At 31.3% G+C, this 23,232-nt stretch carries 20 protein-coding genes and 1 tRNA gene; 11 read left to right on the top strand and 10 right to left on the bottom strand.

The genetic code is table 11. The annotated features are described in order from the left end of the window. Window positions 1-158: 158 nt before the first annotated feature. On the bottom strand, window positions 159-827 hold the full coding sequence (locus tag ACOYLT_RS03870; protein WP_422852533.1) for a DUF4294 domain-containing protein: 669 nt from the start codon (window positions 825-827) through the stop codon (window positions 159-161). Window positions 828-908: 81 nt separating this feature from the next. On the opposite strand from ACOYLT_RS03870, the gene ACOYLT_RS03875 reads away from it, so the two are divergent. After that, window positions 909-1,997, top strand: a complete 1,089-nt coding sequence (locus tag ACOYLT_RS03875; protein ID WP_422852534.1) for a M42 family metallopeptidase — start codon at window positions 909-911, stop codon at window positions 1,995-1,997. Between the two features lie 53 nt (window positions 1,998-2,050). Here the strand turns inward: ACOYLT_RS03875 and ACOYLT_RS03880 are convergent, their stop codons facing one another. Together ACOYLT_RS03880 and ACOYLT_RS03885 are read right to left on the bottom strand one after the other, a co-directional pair. Continuing rightward, entirely contained in the window at window positions 2,051-2,998 is a 948-nt protein-coding gene (locus ACOYLT_RS03880; protein WP_422852535.1) for a phosphoribosylaminoimidazolesuccinocarboxamide synthase, read from the bottom strand. 129 nt (window positions 2,999-3,127) lie between these two features. After that, entirely contained in the window at window positions 3,128-4,081 is a 954-nt protein-coding gene (locus ACOYLT_RS03885) for a PhoH family protein (protein ID WP_422852536.1), read from the bottom strand. 123 nt (window positions 4,082-4,204) lie between these two features. Between ACOYLT_RS03885 and ACOYLT_RS03890 the strand changes: the two genes are divergently transcribed. The 5 genes from ACOYLT_RS03890 (at window position 4,205) to dnaN (ending at window position 9,046) form a co-directional block, all read left to right on the top strand. Next, window positions 4,205-5,029: an SAM hydrolase/SAM-dependent halogenase family protein gene (locus ACOYLT_RS03890; protein ID WP_422852537.1), complete on the top strand. Its 825-nt coding sequence runs from the start codon at window positions 4,205-4,207 to the stop codon at window positions 5,027-5,029. A 4-nt stretch (window positions 5,030-5,033) separates the two neighbouring features. Continuing rightward, complete coding sequence (locus tag ACOYLT_RS03895) at window positions 5,034-5,330, top strand: putative quinol monooxygenase (RefSeq protein WP_422852538.1); 297 nt, start codon at window positions 5,034-5,036, stop codon at window positions 5,328-5,330. 127 nt (window positions 5,331-5,457) lie between these two features. Continuing rightward, window positions 5,458-6,183: a gliding motility-associated ABC transporter permease subunit GldF gene (gene gldF, locus ACOYLT_RS03900; RefSeq protein ID WP_422852539.1), complete on the top strand. Its 726-nt coding sequence runs from the start codon at window positions 5,458-5,460 to the stop codon at window positions 6,181-6,183. Next, window positions 6,183-7,865, top strand: a complete 1,683-nt coding sequence (gldG, locus tag ACOYLT_RS03905; protein ID WP_422852540.1) for a gliding motility-associated ABC transporter substrate-binding protein GldG — start codon at window positions 6,183-6,185, stop codon at window positions 7,863-7,865. The genes gldF and gldG overlap by 1 nt, the downstream gene beginning before the upstream one ends. Window positions 7,866-7,927: 62 nt before the next feature. Beyond that, window positions 7,928-9,046, top strand: coding sequence for a DNA polymerase III subunit beta (gene dnaN / locus ACOYLT_RS03910; RefSeq protein WP_422852541.1), 1,119 nt, complete (start codon window positions 7,928-7,930; stop codon window positions 9,044-9,046). Between the two features lie 55 nt (window positions 9,047-9,101). Here the strand turns inward: dnaN and ACOYLT_RS03915 are convergent, their stop codons facing one another. After that, entirely contained in the window at window positions 9,102-9,935 is an 834-nt protein-coding gene (locus tag ACOYLT_RS03915; protein WP_422852542.1) for a universal stress protein, read from the bottom strand. 144 nt (window positions 9,936-10,079) lie between these two features. Here ACOYLT_RS03915 and mnmE point away from each other — a divergent pair, with 144 nt between their 5' ends. After that, entirely contained in the window at window positions 10,080-11,486 is a 1,407-nt protein-coding gene (mnmE, locus tag ACOYLT_RS03920; protein ID WP_422852543.1) for a tRNA uridine-5-carboxymethylaminomethyl(34) synthesis GTPase MnmE, read from the top strand. Here mnmE and ACOYLT_RS03925 read toward each other — a convergent pair whose 3' ends face one another. Then, entirely contained in the window at window positions 11,487-13,469 is a 1,983-nt protein-coding gene (locus ACOYLT_RS03925; RefSeq protein WP_422852544.1) for an endonuclease, read from the bottom strand. It abuts the gene before it with no gap. 159 nt (window positions 13,470-13,628) lie between these two features. Between ACOYLT_RS03925 and ACOYLT_RS03930 the strand changes: the two genes are divergently transcribed. The 4 genes from ACOYLT_RS03930 to ACOYLT_RS03945 all read left to right on the top strand — a co-directional run bounded on the left by ACOYLT_RS03930 (window position 13,629) and on the right by ACOYLT_RS03945 (window position 17,367). Continuing rightward, window positions 13,629-14,429: a sulfite exporter TauE/SafE family protein gene (locus ACOYLT_RS03930; RefSeq protein WP_422852545.1), complete on the top strand. Its 801-nt coding sequence runs from the start codon at window positions 13,629-13,631 to the stop codon at window positions 14,427-14,429. 52 nt (window positions 14,430-14,481) lie between these two features. Continuing rightward, entirely contained in the window at window positions 14,482-15,894 is a 1,413-nt protein-coding gene (locus tag ACOYLT_RS03935) for an MBL fold metallo-hydrolase (protein WP_422852546.1), read from the top strand. A gap of 80 nt (window positions 15,895-15,974) precedes the next feature. After that, window positions 15,975-17,135: a redoxin domain-containing protein gene (locus ACOYLT_RS03940; RefSeq protein ID WP_422852547.1), complete on the top strand. Its 1,161-nt coding sequence runs from the start codon at window positions 15,975-15,977 to the stop codon at window positions 17,133-17,135. 150 nt (window positions 17,136-17,285) lie between these two features. After that, window positions 17,286-17,367: transfer RNA gene (locus ACOYLT_RS03945), tRNA-Tyr, on the top strand. Between the two features lie 179 nt (window positions 17,368-17,546). On the opposite strand, the gene ACOYLT_RS03950 is transcribed toward ACOYLT_RS03945, so the two are convergent. The 5 genes from ACOYLT_RS03950 to ACOYLT_RS03970 all read right to left on the bottom strand — a co-directional run. Then, complete coding sequence (locus ACOYLT_RS03950; RefSeq protein ID WP_422852548.1) at window positions 17,547-18,782, bottom strand: cation:dicarboxylate symporter family transporter; 1,236 nt, start codon at window positions 18,780-18,782, stop codon at window positions 17,547-17,549. Between the two features lie 18 nt (window positions 18,783-18,800). Next, window positions 18,801-20,048, bottom strand: a complete 1,248-nt coding sequence (locus ACOYLT_RS03955) for a hypothetical protein (RefSeq protein WP_422852549.1) — start codon at window positions 20,046-20,048, stop codon at window positions 18,801-18,803. 7 nt (window positions 20,049-20,055) lie between these two features. After that, a complete protein-coding gene (locus tag ACOYLT_RS03960) occupies window positions 20,056-21,600 on the bottom strand; it encodes a M14 family zinc carboxypeptidase (RefSeq protein WP_422852550.1) in 1,545 nt (514 codons plus the stop codon). A gap of 4 nt (window positions 21,601-21,604) precedes the next feature. Continuing rightward, window positions 21,605-22,924 (bottom strand): porin, encoded by a 1,320-nt coding sequence (locus ACOYLT_RS03965; RefSeq protein ID WP_422852551.1) that lies wholly within the window; start codon window positions 22,922-22,924, stop codon window positions 21,605-21,607. Between the two features lie 23 nt (window positions 22,925-22,947). Next, a partial coding sequence (locus ACOYLT_RS03970; protein ID WP_422852552.1) for a hypothetical protein occupies window positions 22,948-23,232 on the bottom strand: 285 nt, incomplete at its 5' end.

Raw genomic sequence — 23,232 nt, forward strand, 5'->3', positions numbered from 1 at the left:
TGTTACAAAATATAAATCAAAATTGTTAACAAATTAATAGAATAGAAATTATTAAAATCTTACTTGAATCTAATTGAATCAGACTAAATCATGAACAAAAAAGAAGGAATATGATAAATAAATAAATTACAAATCATTTAATATTAAAAAATAATCTATTATTTTAAAACTTTATTCTGCCAATAGTCAGTAAGCTCATCTATGTCTATTGGATTAGCAGGTTTTTGAGATATGAGTCTACCTCTAGTGAATGCTCTATCAAGAATGGTTTCTATCAAAAAATCTTCATTTACATCATAAGGAGCATATTTAGCTTTAAGACTAATATCAAATAATCTCGCTGTATTATTTGACCAAAATGCTTTCCAACCACTTTTATAATCTTTTATTAGTTCAAAAGTTGTAAACCCTGTTTGGCGATGGATAAGTTTTACAAGTATCTGCCCTTGTTTACGAGATAATTTTTTTAATTGTCCGGTAAATTCATTCTCTATATAATCCTCTACTATTTTAAAGTATTTCTTTCTATCACGATTAGTCTTCATCTTACCCAAGTTCTTGTTTAAAATTGTCAATCGTTCTGAGGCAGTTTTTGCAAAAGGGTATACTTTATATACTCTATTTTGTAATAAGAGAAACAGTTTTTTATCTTCTGGACTTAATTTTACTTTGTAAATAACAACTTCTTCTAATGGTATAGGCTCATCAAGAATAGTGTCGAGTTCCTCAACACTTAGTTCTTTTTTTTTGATAGAATCTGAAGTAACTTGTGCTTTTAAAGAAAATGAAATCAGTAATACTGAAATGATAAAAAATAACTTTCTCATAAATAATAATTATTAGAGTAAAAATATAGAATATCATTAACAACTCTAATGCCAAATTTATATTTTAGCAAAAAAATATTTATGACTACTAAATCAATCCTTACCAAATCATCTCTTTCTTTTTTAGAAAACTATTTGAATAATGCATCACCTACTGGCTATGAATCTGCTGGACAAAAACTATGGATGAACTATTTGAAACCTTATGTAGACACTTTTATCACTGATACTTATGGCACATCTGTGGGAATTATTAATCCAGATTCTCCATATAAAGTAGTAATTGAAGGACATTCAGACGAAATTTCATGGTATGTAAATTATATTACTGCTGAGGGATTAATTTATGTTATTAGAAATGGTGGTTCAGATCACCAAATTGCTCCATCAAAAAGAGTAAACATTCATACTAAAAAAGGTATTGTAAAAGGTGTTTTTGGTTGGCCTGCAATTCATACTAGAAATCGAGGCAAAGAAGAATCGGCTTCATTGCACAATATATTTATAGATTGTGGTTGTTCCACTAAAGAGGAAGTAGAAAAATTAGGCGTACATGTTGGATGTGTGATAACTTATCCAGATGAATTTATGATTTTAAATAATGACAAATTTGTTTGCAGGGCTATTGATAATAGAATGGGTGGTTTTATGATTGCTGAAGTAGCTCGTTTGTTGAAAGAAAACAAAAAGAAACTTCCTTTTGGATTGTACATTATCAACTCTGTTCAAGAAGAAATTGGACTTCGCGGAGCCGAAATGATTACACAAACTATTAAACCGAATGTCGCTATCGTGACTGATGTTTGCCATGACACAACAACTCCAATGATAGAAAAGAAAATTGAAGGCGATTTACAAATGGGAAAAGGTCCTGTTATTGCCTATGCTCCAGCTGTTCACAATACTTTAAGAGATTTAATAGTGGATACTGCTGAGAAAAATAAAATTCCTTTTCAACGTCATGCAACTTCCAGAGTAACTGGAACAGATACCGATGCTTTTGCTTACAGTAACGGAGGTGTCCCTTCTTCACTAATTTCCTTACCATTACGTTATATGCATACCACAGTTGAAATGGTTCATAGAGAGGATGTGGAAAATGTGATTAAATTAATTTATGAAAGTTTGCTGAGAATTGAAGCTGATCATAATTTTTCTTATTTCAAATAAAATAAACCAAAAAAACATCTCGATTGCATCGGGATGTTTTCAATTTACAGCTTTTATGATTTCAAAAACTGTAACACATTTTTTTCTATTCGTTGATTAATATTAGATATGTCTGCTTTAATAAATTTTTCACCTAATATATTTTCAAATAACTCTACATATCTCTCTGATACAGTTTCAATGTATTCATCTGACATATCTGGAATTTGTTGCCCTTCTTTTCCTTGAAAACCGTTTTCAATTAACCAACGACGTACAAATTCTTTAGACAATTGTTTTTGTTCTTCACCTTTGTCCTGTCGTTCTTGATATCCTTCAGCATAAAAATATCGTGAAGAATCTGGCGTGTGAATTTCATCAATTAAAACTATAACTCCTTCTTTAGTTTTGCCAAATTCATATTTTGTATCTACCAAAATCAAACCTCTACTAGCTGCTATTTCTGTTCCTCTTTGATATAAAGCACGGGTATATTTTTCTAAAATCAAATAATCTTCTTCTGAAACGATTCCCTTAGCTAAAATTGCTTCTCGAGAAATGTCTTCATCATGCGAACCATTATCAGCTTTGGTTGTTGGCGTAATTAAAGGGATTGGAAATTTATCATTCTCTTTCAAACCTTCTTCCATCGCTACACCGCAAATAGTCCTTTTTCCTAAAACATATTCACGAGCAGCATGACCTGAAAGATAACCTCGAATAACCATTTCTACTTTAAATGGATTACATAAATATCCAACAGCTACATTTGGATCTGGCGTTGCAATTAACCAATTCGGAACAATATCTTTTGTCAATTCCATGAATTTAGTTGCAATTTGATTTAGGATTTGTCCTTTATAAGGTATGCCTTTTGGCATAACTACATCAAAAGCAGAAAGCCTATCAGTAGCAATCATCACTAACAATTCGTCATTGATATTATAAACTTCTCGAACTTTGCCACGATAAACTGACTTTTGATTGGGAAAATTAAAATTTGTAGTTGTAATTGTATTCATTCTTTGTGTTGTTGTTGTTGTTGCAAAAATAGGAATTTGAGATTACTTTTTATAGTTCACAATTCAAAATAAAAAAGAAACCCTATCAAAAATAATTTTGATAGGATTTTCTATTTGATTGATAAACTATTAATAATCGTTATTTTCTATGCTTTTGTAGGCATCAATTACTTTTTTAACTAATCGGTGGCGAACGATATCTTTGTCATCAAGATAAATGATGCCTATTCCCTCAATATCTTTTAAAACCAAGATAGCTTCTTTTAACCCTGAGATAGTTCTTCTTGGTAAATCAACTTGTCCTGGATCTCCAGTGATAATGAACTTTGCATTTTTACCCATACGAGTCAAAAACATTTTCATTTGCGAATGAGTGGTATTTTGTGCTTCGTCTAGGATTACAAAAGCATTATCTAAAGTTCTTCCGCGCATGAAGGCTAAGGGTGCAATTTGAATAATACCTTTTAAAATATAATCCTCCAAAGTTTGTGGAGGCAACATATCACGTAATGCATCATACAATGGTTGCATATAGGGATCGAGTTTTTCTTTCATATCACCTGGTAAAAATCCAAGGTTTTCTCCAGCTTCTACGGCAGGTCGTGTTAGTACAATTCTTTTTACCTGTTTTTCTTTTAACGCTTTTACTGCTAAGGCAACTCCTGTATAGGTTTTTCCAGTTCCTGCGGGACCAACAGCAAACATCATGTCGTTCTTTTGAATGATATCCACCATTTTTTGTTGGTTAGGTGTCATCGCCTTGATAAGTTTACCTCCTATTCCATGTACCAAGATTTTATCACTATCTGGCATACGTTGCTCTTCGTTTGAATTACTATGTATAACTCTATCTATAACATTGTTATCAATATTGTTGTAGCGAGTAAAATGTAGCATCAAGCGATTGAAGCGATTTTCAAACTCATCGAGTTCTTCTTTTTCGCCAAATGCTTTCAAAGTTGTGCCACGAGCGACAATTTTTAGTTTTGGATAATACCTTTTAATGGTTTCAAGATGAGTGTCTTGAGCGCCCCAAAATTCTTTTGGTGCGATGTCGTGTAATTCAATGATGCGTTCGTTCAAAAGCAGTAGTATTAAATTAAAATTATTCGCTTTATATTATTAGCTTTGTATCCAAATTTAATCAAAATAAAGAATAGGTTTTACATTTTTTAAACCCTATTTCCACTAAGTTATAAACAATTTATGTCAATAATTACCTTAACGACCGATTATGGATTAAAAGACCACTTTGTTGGTGCTTTAAAAGGTAAATTATTATCAGAGTTTAGTGAGGCTACTATTATTGATATCTCACACTATATTGATCCATTTAATGTTGCCGAAACAGCCTATATTATCGGGGCAGCTTATGAAAGTTTTCCAAAAGGAACGGTTCACTTAATAGGTGTTGATATAGAACTAAATACAGAAAACCAACACATAGCTATGCAATGGAACGACCAATACTTCATTTGTGCAGATAATGGTATTTTGAGTATGCTTATTCAAAAAATTGTCCCACAGAAAATAGTTAGTATAAACATCCACGACAGATTACCGAATGATGCTACTGATTTGGATGTATTTGTTAAAGTTGCCTGTCATCTAGCCAAAGGTGGTTTGCTTAATGTAATTGGCAAAGAAATTAAAGCTATAAAAGAAGTAACTGAATTGCAGGCTTTAGTTAAAGAAAATCAAATTATAGGCTATATAATTTATATAGATCATTTAGGCAATGCCGTTTCCAATATTTCTAAAAAATTATTTTTGGAAATGGGCAAAGGCAGACCTTATGAAATAAAATTTAAAAATAAAATCATCAAAACTATTTTATCAAAGTATTCAGACATTGGATTATCTTCCAAATATCCTTTAAAAGATTTTGAAGGTCAAAAACTAGCTATATTTAATGAGACTGGATTTTTAGAAATTTCGATTTTCAGAAGCAATCCAGACAATGTTGGTTCAGCAACTTCCTTGCTTGGATTGAGTTATAGAGATATGGTTACTATAGAATTTAAGAAGTAAGAGAATGTTTATCAGAATAGTAAAAATGAGTTTTCATAAAGAAAATATTCCAATTTTTTTGGAGAATTTTGATTTGATCAAAGAGAAAATCCGCAACGCAGAAGGCAATGGACTTTTGGAATTATATCAAGATAAAAATAATCCTTGCATTTTCTTTACCTATAGTTTTTGGGAAACCGAAAATGATTTGGAAAATTACAGAAAATCGGCTTTATTTGATGAAGTTTGGTCATTTACAAAGAAACTATTCAACGACAAACCCGAAGCATGGAGTGCTGATAAATTAGTGAGTTTAGAATAGTTATCGGTTTTCGGTTATCGGTTTTCAGTTATCGGTTGTCGGCTTTCAGTTATCGGTTGTGGGTTTTCAGTTATCGGTTGTGGGTTATGGGTTATGGGTTTAAAAATAAAAACAGAAAATATAAAATATGAAATCTATCGCATTACGGGAAATAAAATCTTTTTTTGGTTCGCCAATTGGCTACTTGGTTATTGCTATTTTTCTTTTAATCAATGGTTTATTCCTTTGGGTTTTTGATGGTGAATATAATATCTTACAAAGCGGATTTGCTGATTTAAGTCCGTTTTTCACTTTAGCACCTTGGATATTAATTTTTCTAATTCCAGCGGTCACTATGCGCAGTTTTTCAGATGAAAAAAAACAAGGTACAATTGAGCTATTATTAACCAAGCCTTTATCAATTTGGCAAATTGTAAACGGAAAATTTTTAGGTTCATTGCTATTAATTGTTATTGCTTTACTACCAACATTGGTTTATGTCTATGTAATTTATAGTTTAGGTCTGCCAGAGGGTAATATTGATTTGGGAAGTACTATTGGTTCTTATTTCGGACTTTTATTTTTAGTAGCTTCCTACACTTCTATTGGCATCTTCACTTCTACGCTTTCAGAAAATCAGATTGTAGCATTCTTACTATCCGCATTTATATGCTTTGCTATTTATTATGGCTTTGAGGGCGTATCGACTTATGTAAAAAGTTTCGAAGATAATGTTGCTAAAATTGGCATGGATTATCATTTCAAAAGTATGTCTCTAGGAGTTATTGACACTCGAGATGTTTTGTATTTTTTGAGTATTACCTATTTATTTTTATCGCTTACTGTTTTTAAATTAAAATCCTTGAAATCGTAATGAGTGCCAAAAAAAATAACTTCAAAAAAATAGCAACTACATTTCTTATTATTGTAGTTTTTAATCTTGCCGGTCATTTTGTTTTCAAGCGTTTTGACCTTACAGCTGATCAAAGATATACGCTTTCTCAAACCTCATTAAAAATTGTAAGTGAACTAAAAGAACCATTATATATTGATGTTTTTCTCGAAGGTGAATTTCCAGGAGAATTTAAAAAATTACAAACAGAAACAAAGCAATTATTAGAAGAGTTTAAGTCCCAAAATTCAAATATTATAATTCAATTTATCAATCCACTTGAAGACGAGGAACAAAAAGATAAAACTATGCAATCGTTTATGGAGCGCGGAATGATACCCGTTAATGTTACCGTAAACGACAAAGGACAACAAACACAAGAAGTAGTTTTCCCTTGGGCAGTAGCTACTTGCAGAAGTCATTCTATTAAGGTGCCTTTATTGAAAAATATAATGGGCGCCACTACTGCTAAAAAAGTAGTAAGCTCTGTGCAACATTTGGAATATGCTTTTGCCAATGCTATAAATACAGTGTCTAAAACAAAGCAAAAAAAGGTAGTGATTTTAAATGGAAATGGAGAATTACAAGACCGATATATTGCTGATTTTATTAAGTCAGTAAAAGACAACTATTATATAGGGCCATTTACTTTAGACTCTGTGGCAAAAAGTCCAAATAAAACTTTAAAATACCTTCAAAAATATGATCTAGCTGTAATTGCCAAGCCAACAGAAGCTTTCACAGATGAAGAAAAACAAGTAATAGACCAATTCATAATCAATGGCGGAAAAACACTTTGGCTAGTAGATCAAGTTAATATGGAAATGGATAGCTTGTATAACGAAACTGGATCAAATTTAGCATTTGCCAGAGATTTGAATTTGAACGATATGTTTTTCAAATATGGCATTCGCTTGCATCCTGAATTGATAAAAGATTTAATGGCAACACCAATCGCTTTAGCAACCGGCGAACAAGGAAGCGCTACCCAATATACTCAATACCCCTGGTTCTTTTCGCCAATGATTTATCCATCAATAAAAAATCCTATTGTAAGTAACCTTGACGGAATTAAATTTGAGTTTTCAAATCCTATTGAACCCTTGAAAAATGATATTAAAAAGACCATTTTATTGCAATCTTCTCAGTATTCAAAAGTAGTGGGAACACCATCAGAAATTAATTTAAAAATGGTTTCAGAACGACCAGACCAGAAGGATTTTATTGGAAAAGGAAATTATCCAGTTGCTGTTTTATTAGAAGGTCAATTTCATTCAATTTATGAAAATCGTGTGTTGCCTTTTAAAGAAAATACTTTTCAAAACATAGGAAAAGAAAATAAAATGATTGTGATTTCTGATGGTGATGTGATTAAAAATCAATTAGACAAAAACTTTCAGCCTTTAGAATTAGGCTATGACAAGTGGACCAATAATCTGTATGCTAATAAAGAGTTTATAATTAATTGTGTCAATTATTTGTTAGATGACAATGGACTTATTAACATTCGTAGCAAGGAAGTAGATTTACCATTATTAGACAAAGAAAAAGTATATGAAAATTATACCTTCTCTCAAATCATAACTGTAGCAGTTCCAATAGTTATATTGTTGTTATTCGGTCTAGTATTTACCATTTTGCGCAAGAGAAAATACAGCAAGTAATGTTAATAAAAAACTTTTTGAAATCTATTAGTTTAAGATATATTTGTAAAAATTAAATTCCTATGAAATTTATAGTATCGAGTTCCTACTTATTAAAACAATTACAAGTGTTAGGTAGTGTTATCAATAGCAGTAACACCTTGCCAATTTTAGATAACTTTCTATTCGAATTAGATAGTAATGAATTAACCGTTTCTGCCTCTGATTTAGAGACTACCATGTCTGCAACTTTAGAAATAGATTCTAAAAGCAAAGGCAGTGTTGCAGTTCCTGCTAAATTGTTACTAGATATTCTAAAAACATTTCCAGAACAACCCTTGACTTTTACGGTTGAGGAAAATAGTACTATCGAAATCAGTTCTAATTCTGGAAAATATGCCATTGCTTATGCTCCAGGTGAAGAATTTCCAAAATCAGTAAGTTTAGATGATCCATCTTCAACTGTTGTTCCATCAGATGTGTTGGCTACTGCCATCAGCAAAACTATTTTTGCTGCAGGAAATGATGATTTACGACCAGTAATGAGCGGTGTTTTTTTTCAATTTTCTTCTGAAGGATTAATTTTTGTTGCAACAGATGCTCATAAATTAGTTAAATATGCTCGTGCTGATGTAAAAGCATCTCAAGTAGCTGATTTCATTATGCCAAAAAAACCTTTAAATATTCTAAAAAGTATTTTAGGAACTTCTGAATCAGATGTAACCATAGAATATAATGACTCAAATGCTACTTTCTCTTTTGATAGTTATGTATTAATGTGTCGCTTGATTGACGGGAAATACCCAAACTATGAAGCCGTTATTCCAAAAGAAAATCCAAATAAATTAATGATTAACAGAGTTTTATTATTAAATTCTGTGCGTCGTGTTGCCATTTTCTCAAATAAAACTACACACCAAATTCGTTTGAAAATTGCTGGAGCTGAATTAAATATTTCTGCAGAGGATATTGATTACTCCAACAAAGCCGAAGAAAGATTGACTTGTGATTATCAAGGAGATGATATGCAAATTGGTTTCAACTCCCGTTTTCTTTCTGAAATGTTAACCAATTTAACTTCCGATGAGATCATGCTTGAAATGTCTATGCCAAATCGCGCTGGAATTTTAACCCCTATTGATGGATTGGACGAAGGCGAGACAGTAACTATGCTTGTTATGCCAGTAATGTTAAACAACTAATATAAACAAACCTTCATAACAGAAAGCGTCTCAATTTATTTTGAAACGCTTTTTTTTATTCTTGAAATGCTAGAATTGGTATTTTTAAATGATAGGATAATTTTTGAGTAGTCGTATTAGTAAAAAGTTCCACAAAAAAGTTTCTTTTATAGGTAAGCATTGCCAACAAATCAATGTCTTGAGAGACCAAGAAATCCTCAATTGTTTCATTTACATCATCGTTCGGAATAATAAAAAATTGCAAGTTTTCCTCATTATCAAAGTGAGATTTCCACCTATTAATTTTATCATTGCTCACATCTGAATCAAAAGTTTTGACATATAAACATTTCACTTTTACTTGAAGTTCCTTGGCTAATAATAGTAATTTGGCTAAAGCTTCTATGTCTTTTTTTCTAAAACGTGTTGTAAAAGCAATATTTTCAAATTTACTAAATTTAGTCCCATTTGGAACACTCAATACAGGAACCGAAACATCTGAAATAACAGCACCTGTATTCGTTCCAAGGAAAGAGTCAAACCAGCCTTCGGCTCCATTTGTTCCCATTACTACTAAATCAATATTTTCTTGTTTGACCACTTTCTTTATATTATAAACTAAATCTCCATCCATTAAAATATGACTCATATTGATATGACTCAAATTTCTTTCTTCAGCAATAGTGTGTAATTGTGGCATTTTTTCTTTAAAATAATCAAAATTAGTTAGTTCTATCGTTTCATAAATCGTAGCGTAATTTAATGGTAGAGACTGACTATCAACTATTGGCAACTCAAACGTATGTAACAAAACCAACTCGGCTTTGAATATTTTTGCCATTTCAATAGCATAAACAAAAGCATTATCTGAAGTTTCAGAAAAATCAATTGGTAAAAGTATTTTTTTCATAGTTACAAAATTTAGCATCCTATCAAATTTACGTATATATTCCTAGATTTAATATTCTAATTGTCATATTATAAATTAATTAACACAATTTATTTTAAAAAAAAATACTTGTTAAGTTTTAGTAACTTTGACAAAATTTTAGAAATGATTTCACAAGAAACTATTGTTGCCTTAGCTTCACCTTCAGGTGCTGGTGCAATCGCAATTATCCGACTTTCGGGAAAAGACTCGCTTACTATTGCTGAACAAGTATTCCAATCCGTTTCGGGAAAATCTATTTCAAAACAAAAAACACACACTATTCATCTAGGAAATATTGTAGATGAAGGAAAAATATTTGATCAAGTATTACTTTCAATATTCAAAAATCCATATTCCTACACTGGCGAAGATGTTGTAGAAATTTCATGTCACGGTTCAACTTATATTCAACAACAAATTATTCAATTAGTATTGCGAAAAGGTTGCCGTATGGCGCAAGCAGGTGAATTTACACTGCGTGCATTCTTGAATGGGAAATTAGATTTATCTCAGGCTGAAGCTGTCGCCGATTTAATTTCATCTGACAATGAAGCGAGTCATCAAATTGCGATGCTGCAAATGCGTGGCGGTTTTAGTAATGAAATTGCCAAACTGAGAGAAGAACTTTTAAATTTTGCATCTTTAATCGAATTAGAATTAGACTTTGCCGAAGAAGATGTTGAGTTTGCGGATAGAACCCAATTTACAGAATTACTGACTAGAATTGAGTTTGTATTAAAACGTTTAATCGAATCGTTTTCAATTGGAAATGTTATTAAAAATGGAATTCCTGTGGCGATTGTTGGCGAACCTAATGTGGGAAAATCAACTTTATTGAATGCTTTTTTGAATGAAGAACGTGCGATTGTTTCTGAGATTGCTGGAACCACTCGTGATACTATTGAAGATGAATTAGTAATTGGCGGCATTAGTTTTAGATTTATTGATACCGCAGGAATTCGAGAAACAATTGATGTTATAGAAAGTATCGGTATTAAAAAGACTTTTGAGAAAATAGAACAAGCTCAGGTTGTGTTATTTTTAATTGATAGTTTACAATTGATAATTGATAATGAAAATAGTTTTAAAATTGAAATTGAAAAAATAAGAAATCAATTTCCGCAAAAACCATTAATAGTTGTTATCAATAAAGTTGATACATTAAATCACAAGCAAAACGAAATTCTATTAGAAAAATTGTCAATTATTAATTATCAATTATCAATTAAAATTTCTGCTAAAAACAAAACAGGTATAGACGAACTTAAAAATCAATTACTTTCTTTTGTTAATACTGGCGCTTTAAGAAATAATGAAACAATTATTACCAATACAAGGCATTACGATTCATTACTTAAAGCATTGGAAGAAATACAAAAAGTGAAATTTGGATTAAACAGCGGGTTGCCTTCTGACCTAATGGCAATTGACATCAAACAAGCTTTATATTACTTTGGAGAAATCACAGGAGAAGTGACTAATGACGAGCTTTTAGGTAATATATTTGCAAACTTCTGTATCGGAAAGTAATTATTCCACAATTAATTTCTTTACTATAATTTTAGAATTATTGGTGATTTTAGCCAAATAAATTCCAGCTGCTACATCAATATTAAATTGTTTTTCACCAGTAAATTCTGACTCCATAACTTTTGAACCAACTACGTTAAATAATTCAATTTTACATTCTGTATCCAATCCAGAAACGGTAAAATAATCCTTAGCTGGATTAGGAAAAATAGTAACTTTGTTCAAGTCAAAATGAGTATTTGATAAATTTGAAAACCAAGGTTGACCAAAATTAGCTCCAAAAATATAATCAGCCAAGCTTGGATAATCAATAAATGGGTTTCTGTTTTTTTGCCAAGTATAAATATAATTATTTCGATTCATCTCAAAATCATCGGATGCATCCAAATGATTCCAAGACAAAAGCGTATTTAAATCGCCTATTTCTCCTACTGTTCCGTCGTTTGGATTTCCATTTACTACATTTAACAAACTATATCTTACTGACATATAAAAAATGGCTCTTGCAGCATCGCCTTTCCAAGTTGTTGTTAGAATGTCGGTTGGTCCGTTATATTCGACTCCATAATTTCTATTATTTCGAGAAGTATTTTCCTGACCGTCAACAGCTCTAATATGGTGCGCATCACAAACTCCGGCTCCAATATCATTCACTCCAGTTGTTGCCGACCAAATATCAATTCCATCAGAAAATGGCGTTAAATAATCTGTACCCGTTGCAAATCCACCACGAGATTGACAATAAATATGTTCTCTATTCCATTTACCAACAATACTATTTCCAGATTGTAAATCAATCTTTGAACGAGGTGTTTCTGTATAAATCAACCAAACTTGATTACTGTTTTCAGGATTTTGATCGGAAGTTTTAAGTATGTCCCAAACATCATCATAATTATGCACACGAACAACTGAAGGATTGGCAATAATGTCTTGAAGTGCTTGCTTTAGTGCTACTCCTGATAATCCTTCTAAGGAACTATAATAACCCATTGGCGCCGTAGATGTAACATTGCCATAAGTAGGATTTGCTGGAGTTCCGAATGGTAAAACCGTAAAATTAATATCATTAACCCGCATGATAACATTGTTATTATACAAGTTAAAACCTGCTGGAATAGTTCCAATAAAAATAGAAAGTTCTTCATCGCCTTCATTAACATCATCGTCTAGAACTTGAATTGTTGTGCTTCCAGAAGTAGCTCCTACAGGAATAGTAGCCGATAAAGTTCCAGAAAAATCAGCACTACTAAAACTTCCGTTATTCAAAACAAAATTGACAACTATATTACTTCCTGTAACTACTTGAGAAGATGTGAATGTAATGGTAAAACTTTGTCCTTCTGTAATTGAAGAAACGCTTGGTGTCATGGACAAATAGGTTAAAACAACACCCGAACCGTCATTATTTATTCCTGGAGTTGGAGTTTTTACTTCATAAGTTCCGTCAATTTTTCTTTGAATGGATTTTGTAGAAGCTAAACTAGTTTGATTTTCATTGGTACAAATAGTTATTCCAAAAGTTGACATCAAAGTAGTAGGTTGAACTGTTGCATTATTAGAATAAGCAATGGAATCAACCAAACCAACAGCAGTTGCCGCAGTATTAGTAGGGAAATCAGAAGCATTACCAAGATACAATCCTACAGCATCTGGACCATTTTGAATCGTGGCTCTAGGAAAAATAATTTTTGGCGTGGGTGAAACTTGTGAATTACCAAAATGAATAATCCCATTAATATCAGTAATTTGACCGTCTAAATCTAGTGCAAAATAACTTGTAGAAGTCAAACCTGTTGTACTACCGTTGTAAAAAACGAGTACATAACCATTTAAAGAAAAATTAGGTGTTGCTGATTTTAATTCAATAAATTCTTCGTTATCTGTACTTGGCGTATCAGCATCTAATTCGTTGATAACAACTTGTGCATTAGAAAACGAAAAAGAAATAAAGAACAAGAGTGAAAGTATTTTTTTAAACATTAGGGTTTAATTAATGACCAAATATATTAAGTAGAAAACATATAAACTTAAAAAAATTAATAAATTATTAATAATTGAACATTTAACAAAGGAAAAACATTAATGTTATTTCTAAAACAATTATACTATTTTTACATTATGGTAAAATTTTTATAATAAATGTTTGAAATTTTAGGATATTTAGGTGCTCTATTTATTGGAATTGTTTTAGGAATTACTGGTGGTGGTGGTTCAATATTAACCGTACCCATTTTAGTGTACGTCATAAGTTTAAACCCAATTATTGCAACTGCCTATTCATTATTTATTGTGGGAACAACTGCTGCTTTTGGCACCATTCAAAATTTCAGAAAAAATCTTGTTGTTCCAAAAACTGCACTACAGTTTGCTATTCCTTCTTTAATTGGGGTTTATCTAACTCGAAAATTTATTGTACCAAATTTACCGGATACTTTGCTTTATTTTGGTTCACTCAAGCTTACAAAAGAAACTTTCTTAATGCTGCTTTTTGCTACAGTAATGTTTTTGGCAGCCTATTCTATGTTAAAAACAAAAAAAGAAGTAGAAAACATAAAAGTTAAAATCAAAAATAAATATGTAGTTTTTGTACAACTTTTTTTTGTTGGAATACTTATAGGATTAGTTGGAGCTGGTGGTGGTTTCCTAATCATTCCTGCTTTAATACAATTAGCCAAACTTCCTATTAAAAAAGCCATCGGAACTTCGCTTTTTATAATCTCTGTCAATTCCTTAATTGGTTTTCTAGGAGATGTTCAAAATAATATAATTGATTGGCCATTTCTTTTAACTTTTACTGCTATATCTGTAATTGGAATTTTTGTTGGTTTTTATATTCAACAGTTTATTAATGAAAAATATCTGAAGAAAATATTTGGGATTTTCGTTTTAGTAATGTCTATGATGATCTTTTACAAAGAATTTTTTCATAAACTATTCTAAAATTGATACCTAATCAATAGACTAATCTTTAAATTTGCCTAAAATTCAAGTCATGAAAATTGAACAAATATATACTGGATGCATTGCCCAAGCAGCCTATTATCTTGAAAGTAATGGAGAAGCTGCTATTTTTGACCCTTTGCGAGAAGTGCAACCCTACCTGGACCGGGCTTCAAAAGACAATGCTAAAATTAAATATATTTTCGAAACACATTTCCATGCCGATTTTGTTTCAGGTCATTTAGATTTGGCAAAGAAAAGTGGCGGACAAATAGTTTATGGTCCAACAGCAAATCCTGAGTTTGATGCCATAATAGCTTCTGACAATCAAGAATTTAAAGTTGGGAATTACACTATCAAAACCATACATACTCCAGGACATACGCTTGAAAGCACTTGCTTTCTTTTGATTGATAAAAACGGAAAACAACACGGATTAATAACAGGAGATACACTCTTTATAGGAGATGTTGGACGACCAGATTTAGCCCAAACCTTAACTGAAGAATTGACTCAAGATAAATTAGCTTCTTACCTATTTGATTCGCTAAGAAATAAAATCATGCCTTTGAGCTATGACTTAATTATATATCCAAGTCATGGTGCTGGAAGTGCCTGTGGAAAGAATATGAGCAAAGAAACCACAGACACTTTGGGTAATCAAAAGAAAACTAATTATGCTCTTAGAGCAGATATGACCAAAGAAGAATTTACTAGAGAATTATTAGACGGTTTAGGACTTCCGCCGGCTTATTTTCCACAAAATGTTATGCTTAACATCAAAGGTTATGAAAGTTTGGATACAGTAATTAAGAACAGTAAAGTAGCCCTTTCAGCTCAGGAATTTGAAACAATTGCTAATCAAGGAGATATAGTAATACTTGATGTTAGAAATGAAAATGATTTTGTGAAATCTCATATTCCAAATTCAATCTTTATCGGTATTCAAGGTAACTTTGCCCCTTGGGTTGGTGCATTACTTCGTGATGTCAATCAAAAATTATTACTAATAATTCCTGAAGGAAGAGAAGAAGAAACGATAACCAGACTCTCTAGAGTTGGATTTGACCATGTACTAGGTTACCTAAAAGGGGGAATTGAAACATGGAAAAAGGCAGGTTTTGAAACTGATTCAATTCATTCCATTTCACCCGAAAAGTTTTCCCATCAACTTACTAAAAACAGTATTGTTGTTGATGCCAGAAAACCAAGCGAATTTGAGGCAGAGCATGTAGAAAATGCAATAAATATTCCTCTAGACAGTATAAATGAAAATTTTCAAAGTGTTCCCAAAGATAGTGATTTCTTTTTGCATTGTGCTGGTGGTTATCGCTCTGTAATCATGGCTTCTATTTTAAAATCTAGAGGAATTCATAATCTTATCAATATTGAAAAAGGAATGAATGGTATCAAACAAACTAGTATTACTTGCACTCAATTTGTCTGTCCATCAACAAATAAATAATTCTATAAATAAATCATAAAAAAACATACAATTTATTGCAATTTAAATACATTTGCAATCGTAAAATAATAATTTAAAAAATGAAAAAAACACTTTTTTTAGTAACCACTGCAATTGTTTTATTTTCTTGTAAAAACCTTGCTGAAGGTGAATATGAAATCACAGGAAATATCAAAGGAATAAAAAGTGGTTTAGTTTATTTAGAAAAACAAGACCCTATGGGCATGGGAGTTAAAACCATTGATACCGTAAAAATTATTGATGGAAAATTTGAAATCAAAGGAAAAACTACAGAGCCAGAAATCTGTTTTATACAAATCGATAAAGTAAATGGTAAAGTTCCATTTATTTTAGAAGGTGGGGAAATAGAAATGCAAGTGGATAAAGACAGTCTTTTTAAATCAAAACTTTCTGGCACTTATAGCAATGATGAGTTTTCAAAATTTAACGAAGAAACTAACAAACTTCAGAAAAAAGTTCAGAAAAAAGCAATGGATTTTCAAATGAAAAACATGGCAAAAATGAATGAAGCTCAAAAAAACAAAGATACTGTTGCTATGAATAGCCTTAGAAAACAGTATGAACTAATTCAAAAAGATATTACAGATTATACGTTTGATTATCCAAAAACACATTCAAAATCATACATCAGTGTGTTGATTGTTCAAGCTATGTTTAACAACAGTCAATTCAAAGTAAAAGAAATCGAAACTGTTTACAATTCTTTGGATGAGTCCTTGAAAAAAACCAAACCGGGTAAAAAAGTAAAAGAAAATATAGACAATTTAAAAAAACAAATGAATGCCAAAGCAAAAATTGCAGTTGGTATTGTTGCTCCTGATTTTAAAGCTCCTACTCCAGATGGAAAACTAGTTTCACTAAAAGAAAGTCTTGGAAAAGTTACTCTTATTGATTTTTGGGCTTCTTGGTGTCAGCCTTGTAGACAAGAAAATCCAAGTGTTGTAGCTCTATATGCTGAATTACATAGCAAAGGACTAAACATCATTAGCGTTTCTTTAGATAATGATGCTACAAAATGGAAAGAAGCTATTGCTAAAGATAAATTAACTTGGACAAATGTATCCAACTTAAAACAAATGAAAGATCCCATTGCTGAGCAGTATGGAATACAACAAATTCCAACTACATTTTTATTGGATGCAACTGGAAAAATTGTAGCAATTGATTTAAGAGGCGATGGTTTAAAAGCTAAAATAAATGAACTTTTAGCATCTAAATAATTATTTTAAAAATGAAAATAAAAAAATCTCCTTAGGGAGATTTTTTTATTTTATTCTTAACCCAACAGTAAAAAAACTACAAACAATAATAGTATATTTTATTTGTGAAGCTAAAAAGTGTTTTTATATTTGTGACCGCTATTGGTTTTTGGGGAGATACTCAAGCGGCCAACGAGGGCGGACTGTAAATCCGCTGATTACATCTTCGCAGGTTCGAATCCTGCTCTCCCCACTAAATAAAAAGCTTAGAACATGTTAAAAGTTTACTTTTATAAATGTTTTGAACTTTTTGCTTTGAGCAAGGAAACCTTGCTTAGGATGGCGCAGCAATCCTGCTCTCCCCACAATTTGAAAAGACAAATATTATTTTAAGAAGATAACTTGAAAGCTCTTTTTAAGTTGTAAGACTATTTATTCCTTTTCAACATCCATTGGTTTTTCAAGATGAATGATTTCTCCTTCACTTTTTGATATCACTATTGTTGCAACACCATTTCCAATAAAATTAGTGATGGCTCTAGCTTCGCTCATAAATTTATCTACACCCAATAAAAAGGCCAAACCTTCTAAAGGTATTTTATGAATTGCTGTAAGAGTTGATGCTAGCACTATAAAACCACTTCCTGTTACTCCTGCTGCACCTTTTGAAGTTATCATTAATAGTCCAATGATGGTGAAAATTTCACCTATAGAAAGTTGAACATTGTACAATTGAGCTAAAAATATTATCGCCATTGATAGATAAATCGAAGTTCCATCGAGGTTAAAGGAATAACCTGTTGGAACGACTAGTCCAACAACAGATTTACTACAACCTATTTTTTCTAATTTATCCATTAAATTTGGTAAAGCAGCTTCAGAGGAAGAAGTTCCAAGTACAATAAGCAACTCTTCTTTAATGTATTTTATAAAATGCCAAATGTTTATTTTATAATATTTTAATACACCTCCCAAAACTAGAAATATAAATATAAACATTGTAACGTATACCGTTAGCATCAATTTTCCTAATGGAATCAGGGTGTGTAATCCAAATTTTCCTACTGTATAAGCCATTCCACCAAATGCGCCAATTGGAGCAAGATACATGACATATTTTAGTGCTTTAAAAACAACCTTAGAACATTTGTATAAAAACGCAACTATTTGCTCTCTTTTAGCATGATAATTTAGTAAAATACCCACTATAATTGCAACAAATAAAACTTGAAGAGTAGCATTGCTCATAAAAAAAGAAACCCAATTAAATCCTTCACCTGAGCTTTGAGTATATTTGCTTGCGTCTTGAATGTCTAATCCTGATTTGTCAATTTTTCCTGGTTGTGCTAAATAGCCTACAAAAATTCCAATGACTAAAGCTAATGTTGAAACAATTTCAAAATAGAGTAATGATTTTACACCAATTCTCCCAACTTTTTTTAAATCACCCATACCACCAATTCCTAAAACAATGGTCAAGAAAATTATTGGAATTATAAAAACTTTAATGATACTAATAAATCCATCACCTACAATTTTCATTCGAACTCCTGTATCAGGATGATTATGCCCAACAAAAATTCCGAGTAAAATTGCAATTAAAACCCAAAAAGTTAAATTGGTAATAATTGAAAAAAATATTCTTTTCGTTTTCGAAGTGAAATTCATTTTTTTAAATATTATATATTAAAAAACTACTTGAAAACTAAACTGTGCTGTTACTTTTTGTCGCTTTTCAATAGTATTTAAAGGAGCGTTGAATTGATCTAAATTTGTTGAAGTAACTGAAGATTGGATTTTTAAATTATTTCCTTTAATATATTTGGTAAATCCAATTGTAAAGGCATCTTGATTAGACAACAAGGAATAGTTATTATTAAATTCTTTGGTTAATTTTTCATATTTAAAGTCTAGTGAAAGGCCAGATTTAGTAACGTAACCACCCTGAATATTGTAGCCATTTCCTAAAACTAAATAGTTACTAATTTCTGTCATAAATAAAGGTGCGGTAGCTGTAGGATTTAAAAAAGAACCTTCTAATGACAATGCTGATGAATTTACATATTCACCCAAAAATGAGAATCCTTTGTATTTTATAAGAATATCACAATATGATTTTCTAAAATCAGGAAGTTTTTCTTTTAAATTATTGTCATAAAAAACAAAATCCCCATGACCTTCCCCAACTTTGTTACTAGCGCCTTTGTTATAACTAAAAGCGGCTCCAACAAGTATTTTGATTTTTTCTTCATGTAATAAATCAGCAATATATCCGTCGTTGCCAGCTTTAAAATTACCTGTAGGAAGGATATCAATTCGTCCGCCGTATTTTAAACCTCCTTTATCTACATCGGTAGAATTGGCACCAAAAGAATTAATACCATCCCCAGAAGTAACGGCAAATTTTGGTTTAATCACAAAAGTATTTTTACCCAATTGACTTTCAAAAAATACTCCAAATTCACGACCAGAGTTGCTAAATTCAGAACTAAAAATACCACGATCTATAAATTGAAGTTTGTCTTCATAAAAAGTCATTTCTCTGTTGTTTGTAAAAGTTTGTTTTTGTCCAAAACTAATTTTTAAACTTGAAATTGGTGTATAAGCTATCCATGCATCCAAAAGTGGTTTTGCATTACTGAAATTGTTTTGTAATAAGAATGATACTTTTTCTTTATACATACTCCCAGAAATTGATAAATACGTGTTTTTTGTATTCATATAATTAGTAGCATCAGAACCATCCATTTTTTCGTGTTTTAGGGCACCTTGAATAAATCCATTGATGTTAAATTTATATTCCCCATCGTTTACATTAAAACGCAGACCATCTCCTAATTGAAATTCTTTAGAGTCTGTTTTAATGTCAATTTGCGCCAAGCCAGTAAATCCTATAAGTATAATTACAACAGTAATAATAGTATTTAATTTCATTTTATTGTTATATTTTTTCATTAGTTAAGTATCTATAGATTGGTAATTCATTGTTTAGTTTAATTTTTAGTACCTCAAATTTTATAAATCCATTTTCACTTTCGGGCTCTAAAACTTCGTTGACTATCTTGGCGTTTTTTTGATTCAAATAGACAATAAAAGTTCCCTTTGGAAAGGATTTTTCTATTGTAGAAACCGTTGTTTCAACTTTTTGAGCATTAAAACCTTCTTCTTCTTCTGGATTAATTCGAATTGAAGTGATATTATAGGACTCTACTTTTATATTTTTTTCCTCTGAAAGTTCTTCCACTTTAAGACCTAGAATTATTAACTTGTCCACAAGATTTTTTTGTTCCGGGAGAATTAAATAACCAAATGGTCTTTTTCTTTCTAATACAGGAATACATTTTAGTGCGTTATTCACTTTTACTTCGAGTGCTATTTCGGTATTGTCTTTTAAATCAATCGCTCTAATGGTTTGAGTTTCCTGTGGCTTATTAGCAACTACCACAATGTTCTCAGGATTCGCATTATTAGAAATTTTCAACACTTCTTTTATTACAGTGGCATCATCATAAACTGTTTTAAGAAAAGATGTTGCTATTAGGAAAGTAGTGTTTATTCTTCTTTTAAAAGATGTTTTTTGAAGGTTTACACCACGAATTTCAATTAGCGACGAGATACAATTAGTCAAGGCAAAAGAAGTAGTACTAGATCTTGCTTCAGTAGTACATTGATTGAAATGAACTTCATTGTTTTGTTTTACACTTGCGATATAATCTCTGAAAATAAAATTATTGGACTCCAATACTTTTTTGGCATTTCCTACAAAAACATTCTTCGTATAATCTCTTAAATTTTGAGGCAGATTTAAGTTGCCTGAATACATAAACATAGCATCATAAATGGAACAAATTCCGTCAGTTCCTAGCAAGTTGAATTCTTTTCTGAAAGGTCGGTATTCATGAAAATCAACCGCTACTTCTGCTCCAAAATTACTGAATGCTTTTTTCAAGAAATTACTTTCTTTACACATTAATTTCACTTGGTCTCTGTTTAAATCCAAACCATTAGCGGCATAACGATCTTGCTTTTCATAGCCATCAATATTCGCCATAGGAACTATTGAAAGGGTAATTTTATCTAATAAATAAACATAATTAGGGTCGTTCAGTAGTTTGTCTAATAAAAAAAGCATCGTTTCTGTGCCCGCTGGTTCATCGCCATGAAGTCCGCCTTGAAACCAAACTTTTACTTTTTCATTTCCATTGTTTTTATTCAAAATTACCATTGGAATTTTCTTATTTTTTTGGCTTTCGCCAATAAAGGAAAGTGAAATTTCGTTTGGATGTTCGGCAACTAATTTATTGAGATATACCATCAAATCATCATAATTCGTAAACCCTTTTTTAGAAAACGCAGGGGTATGAATATCCAATACTGAATCAGGAAAAAACTTTTTCGTTATTTCATCATTTTGTGGATTGAATTGCCCATAAATTGGGAGAACAAACAAAAACGTATAAAATAAATATTTGAATTTTTTATTCATGAGCTTAAAATGAAATAGTAGTAATTAACCTAGTTAAAAATTCATCGCCTTTAATTAGATTCCCATTTATATCATTAGACCCTGATTTGGCATTGATATACGTGCAATCCAATTGAATTTTAGCGCCATAGTTTCGTGCTAAGTATTTGGTGAATCCTAGCGTATAATAATTGGAGCGGTTATAATAAGTACCATTATTTAAAAATGAATTCGTTTCAGGTTTGAAGTAGGAAATCCGTCCATCAATAGAAATAAGGTTTTTAAAAACATAGCCACTTTGAAGGTTATATCCTTCGCCAATCATCATTCTTCCTTTTATGTAGTTTTCAATTGGAATAGGATTATTATTTGCATCCTCAAAATCAATGGCTATTGTTCCGTCTACCTTAACTCTTTGTGTAATGCCGCTTGGAACTCTAGCAGAGGCTTTTATATATTCTCCTAATAAAGAAAAACCTCTATATTTAAACAAAAAATCTACACCATGTTTAACATAATCGGGTAGTAATTCTTTGTTTTGAGCGTCTAAATATAGAATGGTCCCACTTTGACTTCCTCTTCTATCGCTAATCCCAACATTATAACTATAAGTTGCTCCTATTATAAATTTCGGCGTTAATTCTCTTTCTATATCGGCTTGTCGGTATTGCCCAAAATTATTGAACAATCCAAAAGGCAAATAATCAATTCTACCACCATATTTTAATCCACCATGATCTTTCCTAAAAACATTAATTCCATCACCATTGGTAATAGCAAACTCTGGCTTAATATAGGATTGTTTGGAAATTTTATAGCTAGATTCGGCAAAAAATCCAAATTCACGAATAGATGCAAAGGCTCCAGATATTGGACTTCTCTCAACTAATTGTAAGGTATTAGAACGCATTCCAAGTTCACGATTATCCGTGGAAGTAGCTTTTTGTCCAAAAGTTAGTTTAATTCGTTTGGTCAAATCATAACCTATCCAAGCATCAAAAATTAAACTTCCCATAGAGTCATCTCCTTCCCCACCGCCTGTTAAATCAAGTTGTAAGCGATATGAAATTTTTTCTTTTTTTGAACTTCCAGAGAAATTTAAACGTGCCCTTCTCATTCTCATTCTATTGTATAGAGTGGCATCGTCATTATCAAGATACTTTTTACTTTCGGTATATGGCTGAAGATATCCAGAAATTTCCATTTTATAATTGCGGTCTTTTCCAGAAAAACTAACTCCCTCTCCAAACTTGTATTTGTTTAGCTCAATTTCTTGTGCGTTTGAATATTCTACAAAAGATATTAGTACAACCAATAAAGTTATTGCCTTCTTTAAATTTGTCATTGTTACTAGCTAACTTTATTAAATTAATTTCTAAGGTTCCAAGTAGTGTCTACTCTCAACCCATCAATAACCACATTTGGAGAATTGGTATTGTCTTGTCTTAGTACCACTCTTCCTAGGAGAATATCAACTGAAGAAGTGTCTTCAATTCCTATAGTTGGAAGACTTGGTTCAGTTAGGTAGCTTGAAGTTGTTTCAAAAACATAAAGACTTGTTTCATCTCGTCCGATGTTTCCATTACTATTGGTAATTGTAGAATCTACTATTTTATATTTTATAACTACAAGGTAAGTTGTGCCATAATCGTA

Origin of the sequence: Flavobacterium sp., from assembly GCF_049318185.1 — a bacterium.
Taxonomy (GTDB): domain Bacteria; phylum Bacteroidota; class Bacteroidia; order Flavobacteriales; family Flavobacteriaceae; genus Flavobacterium.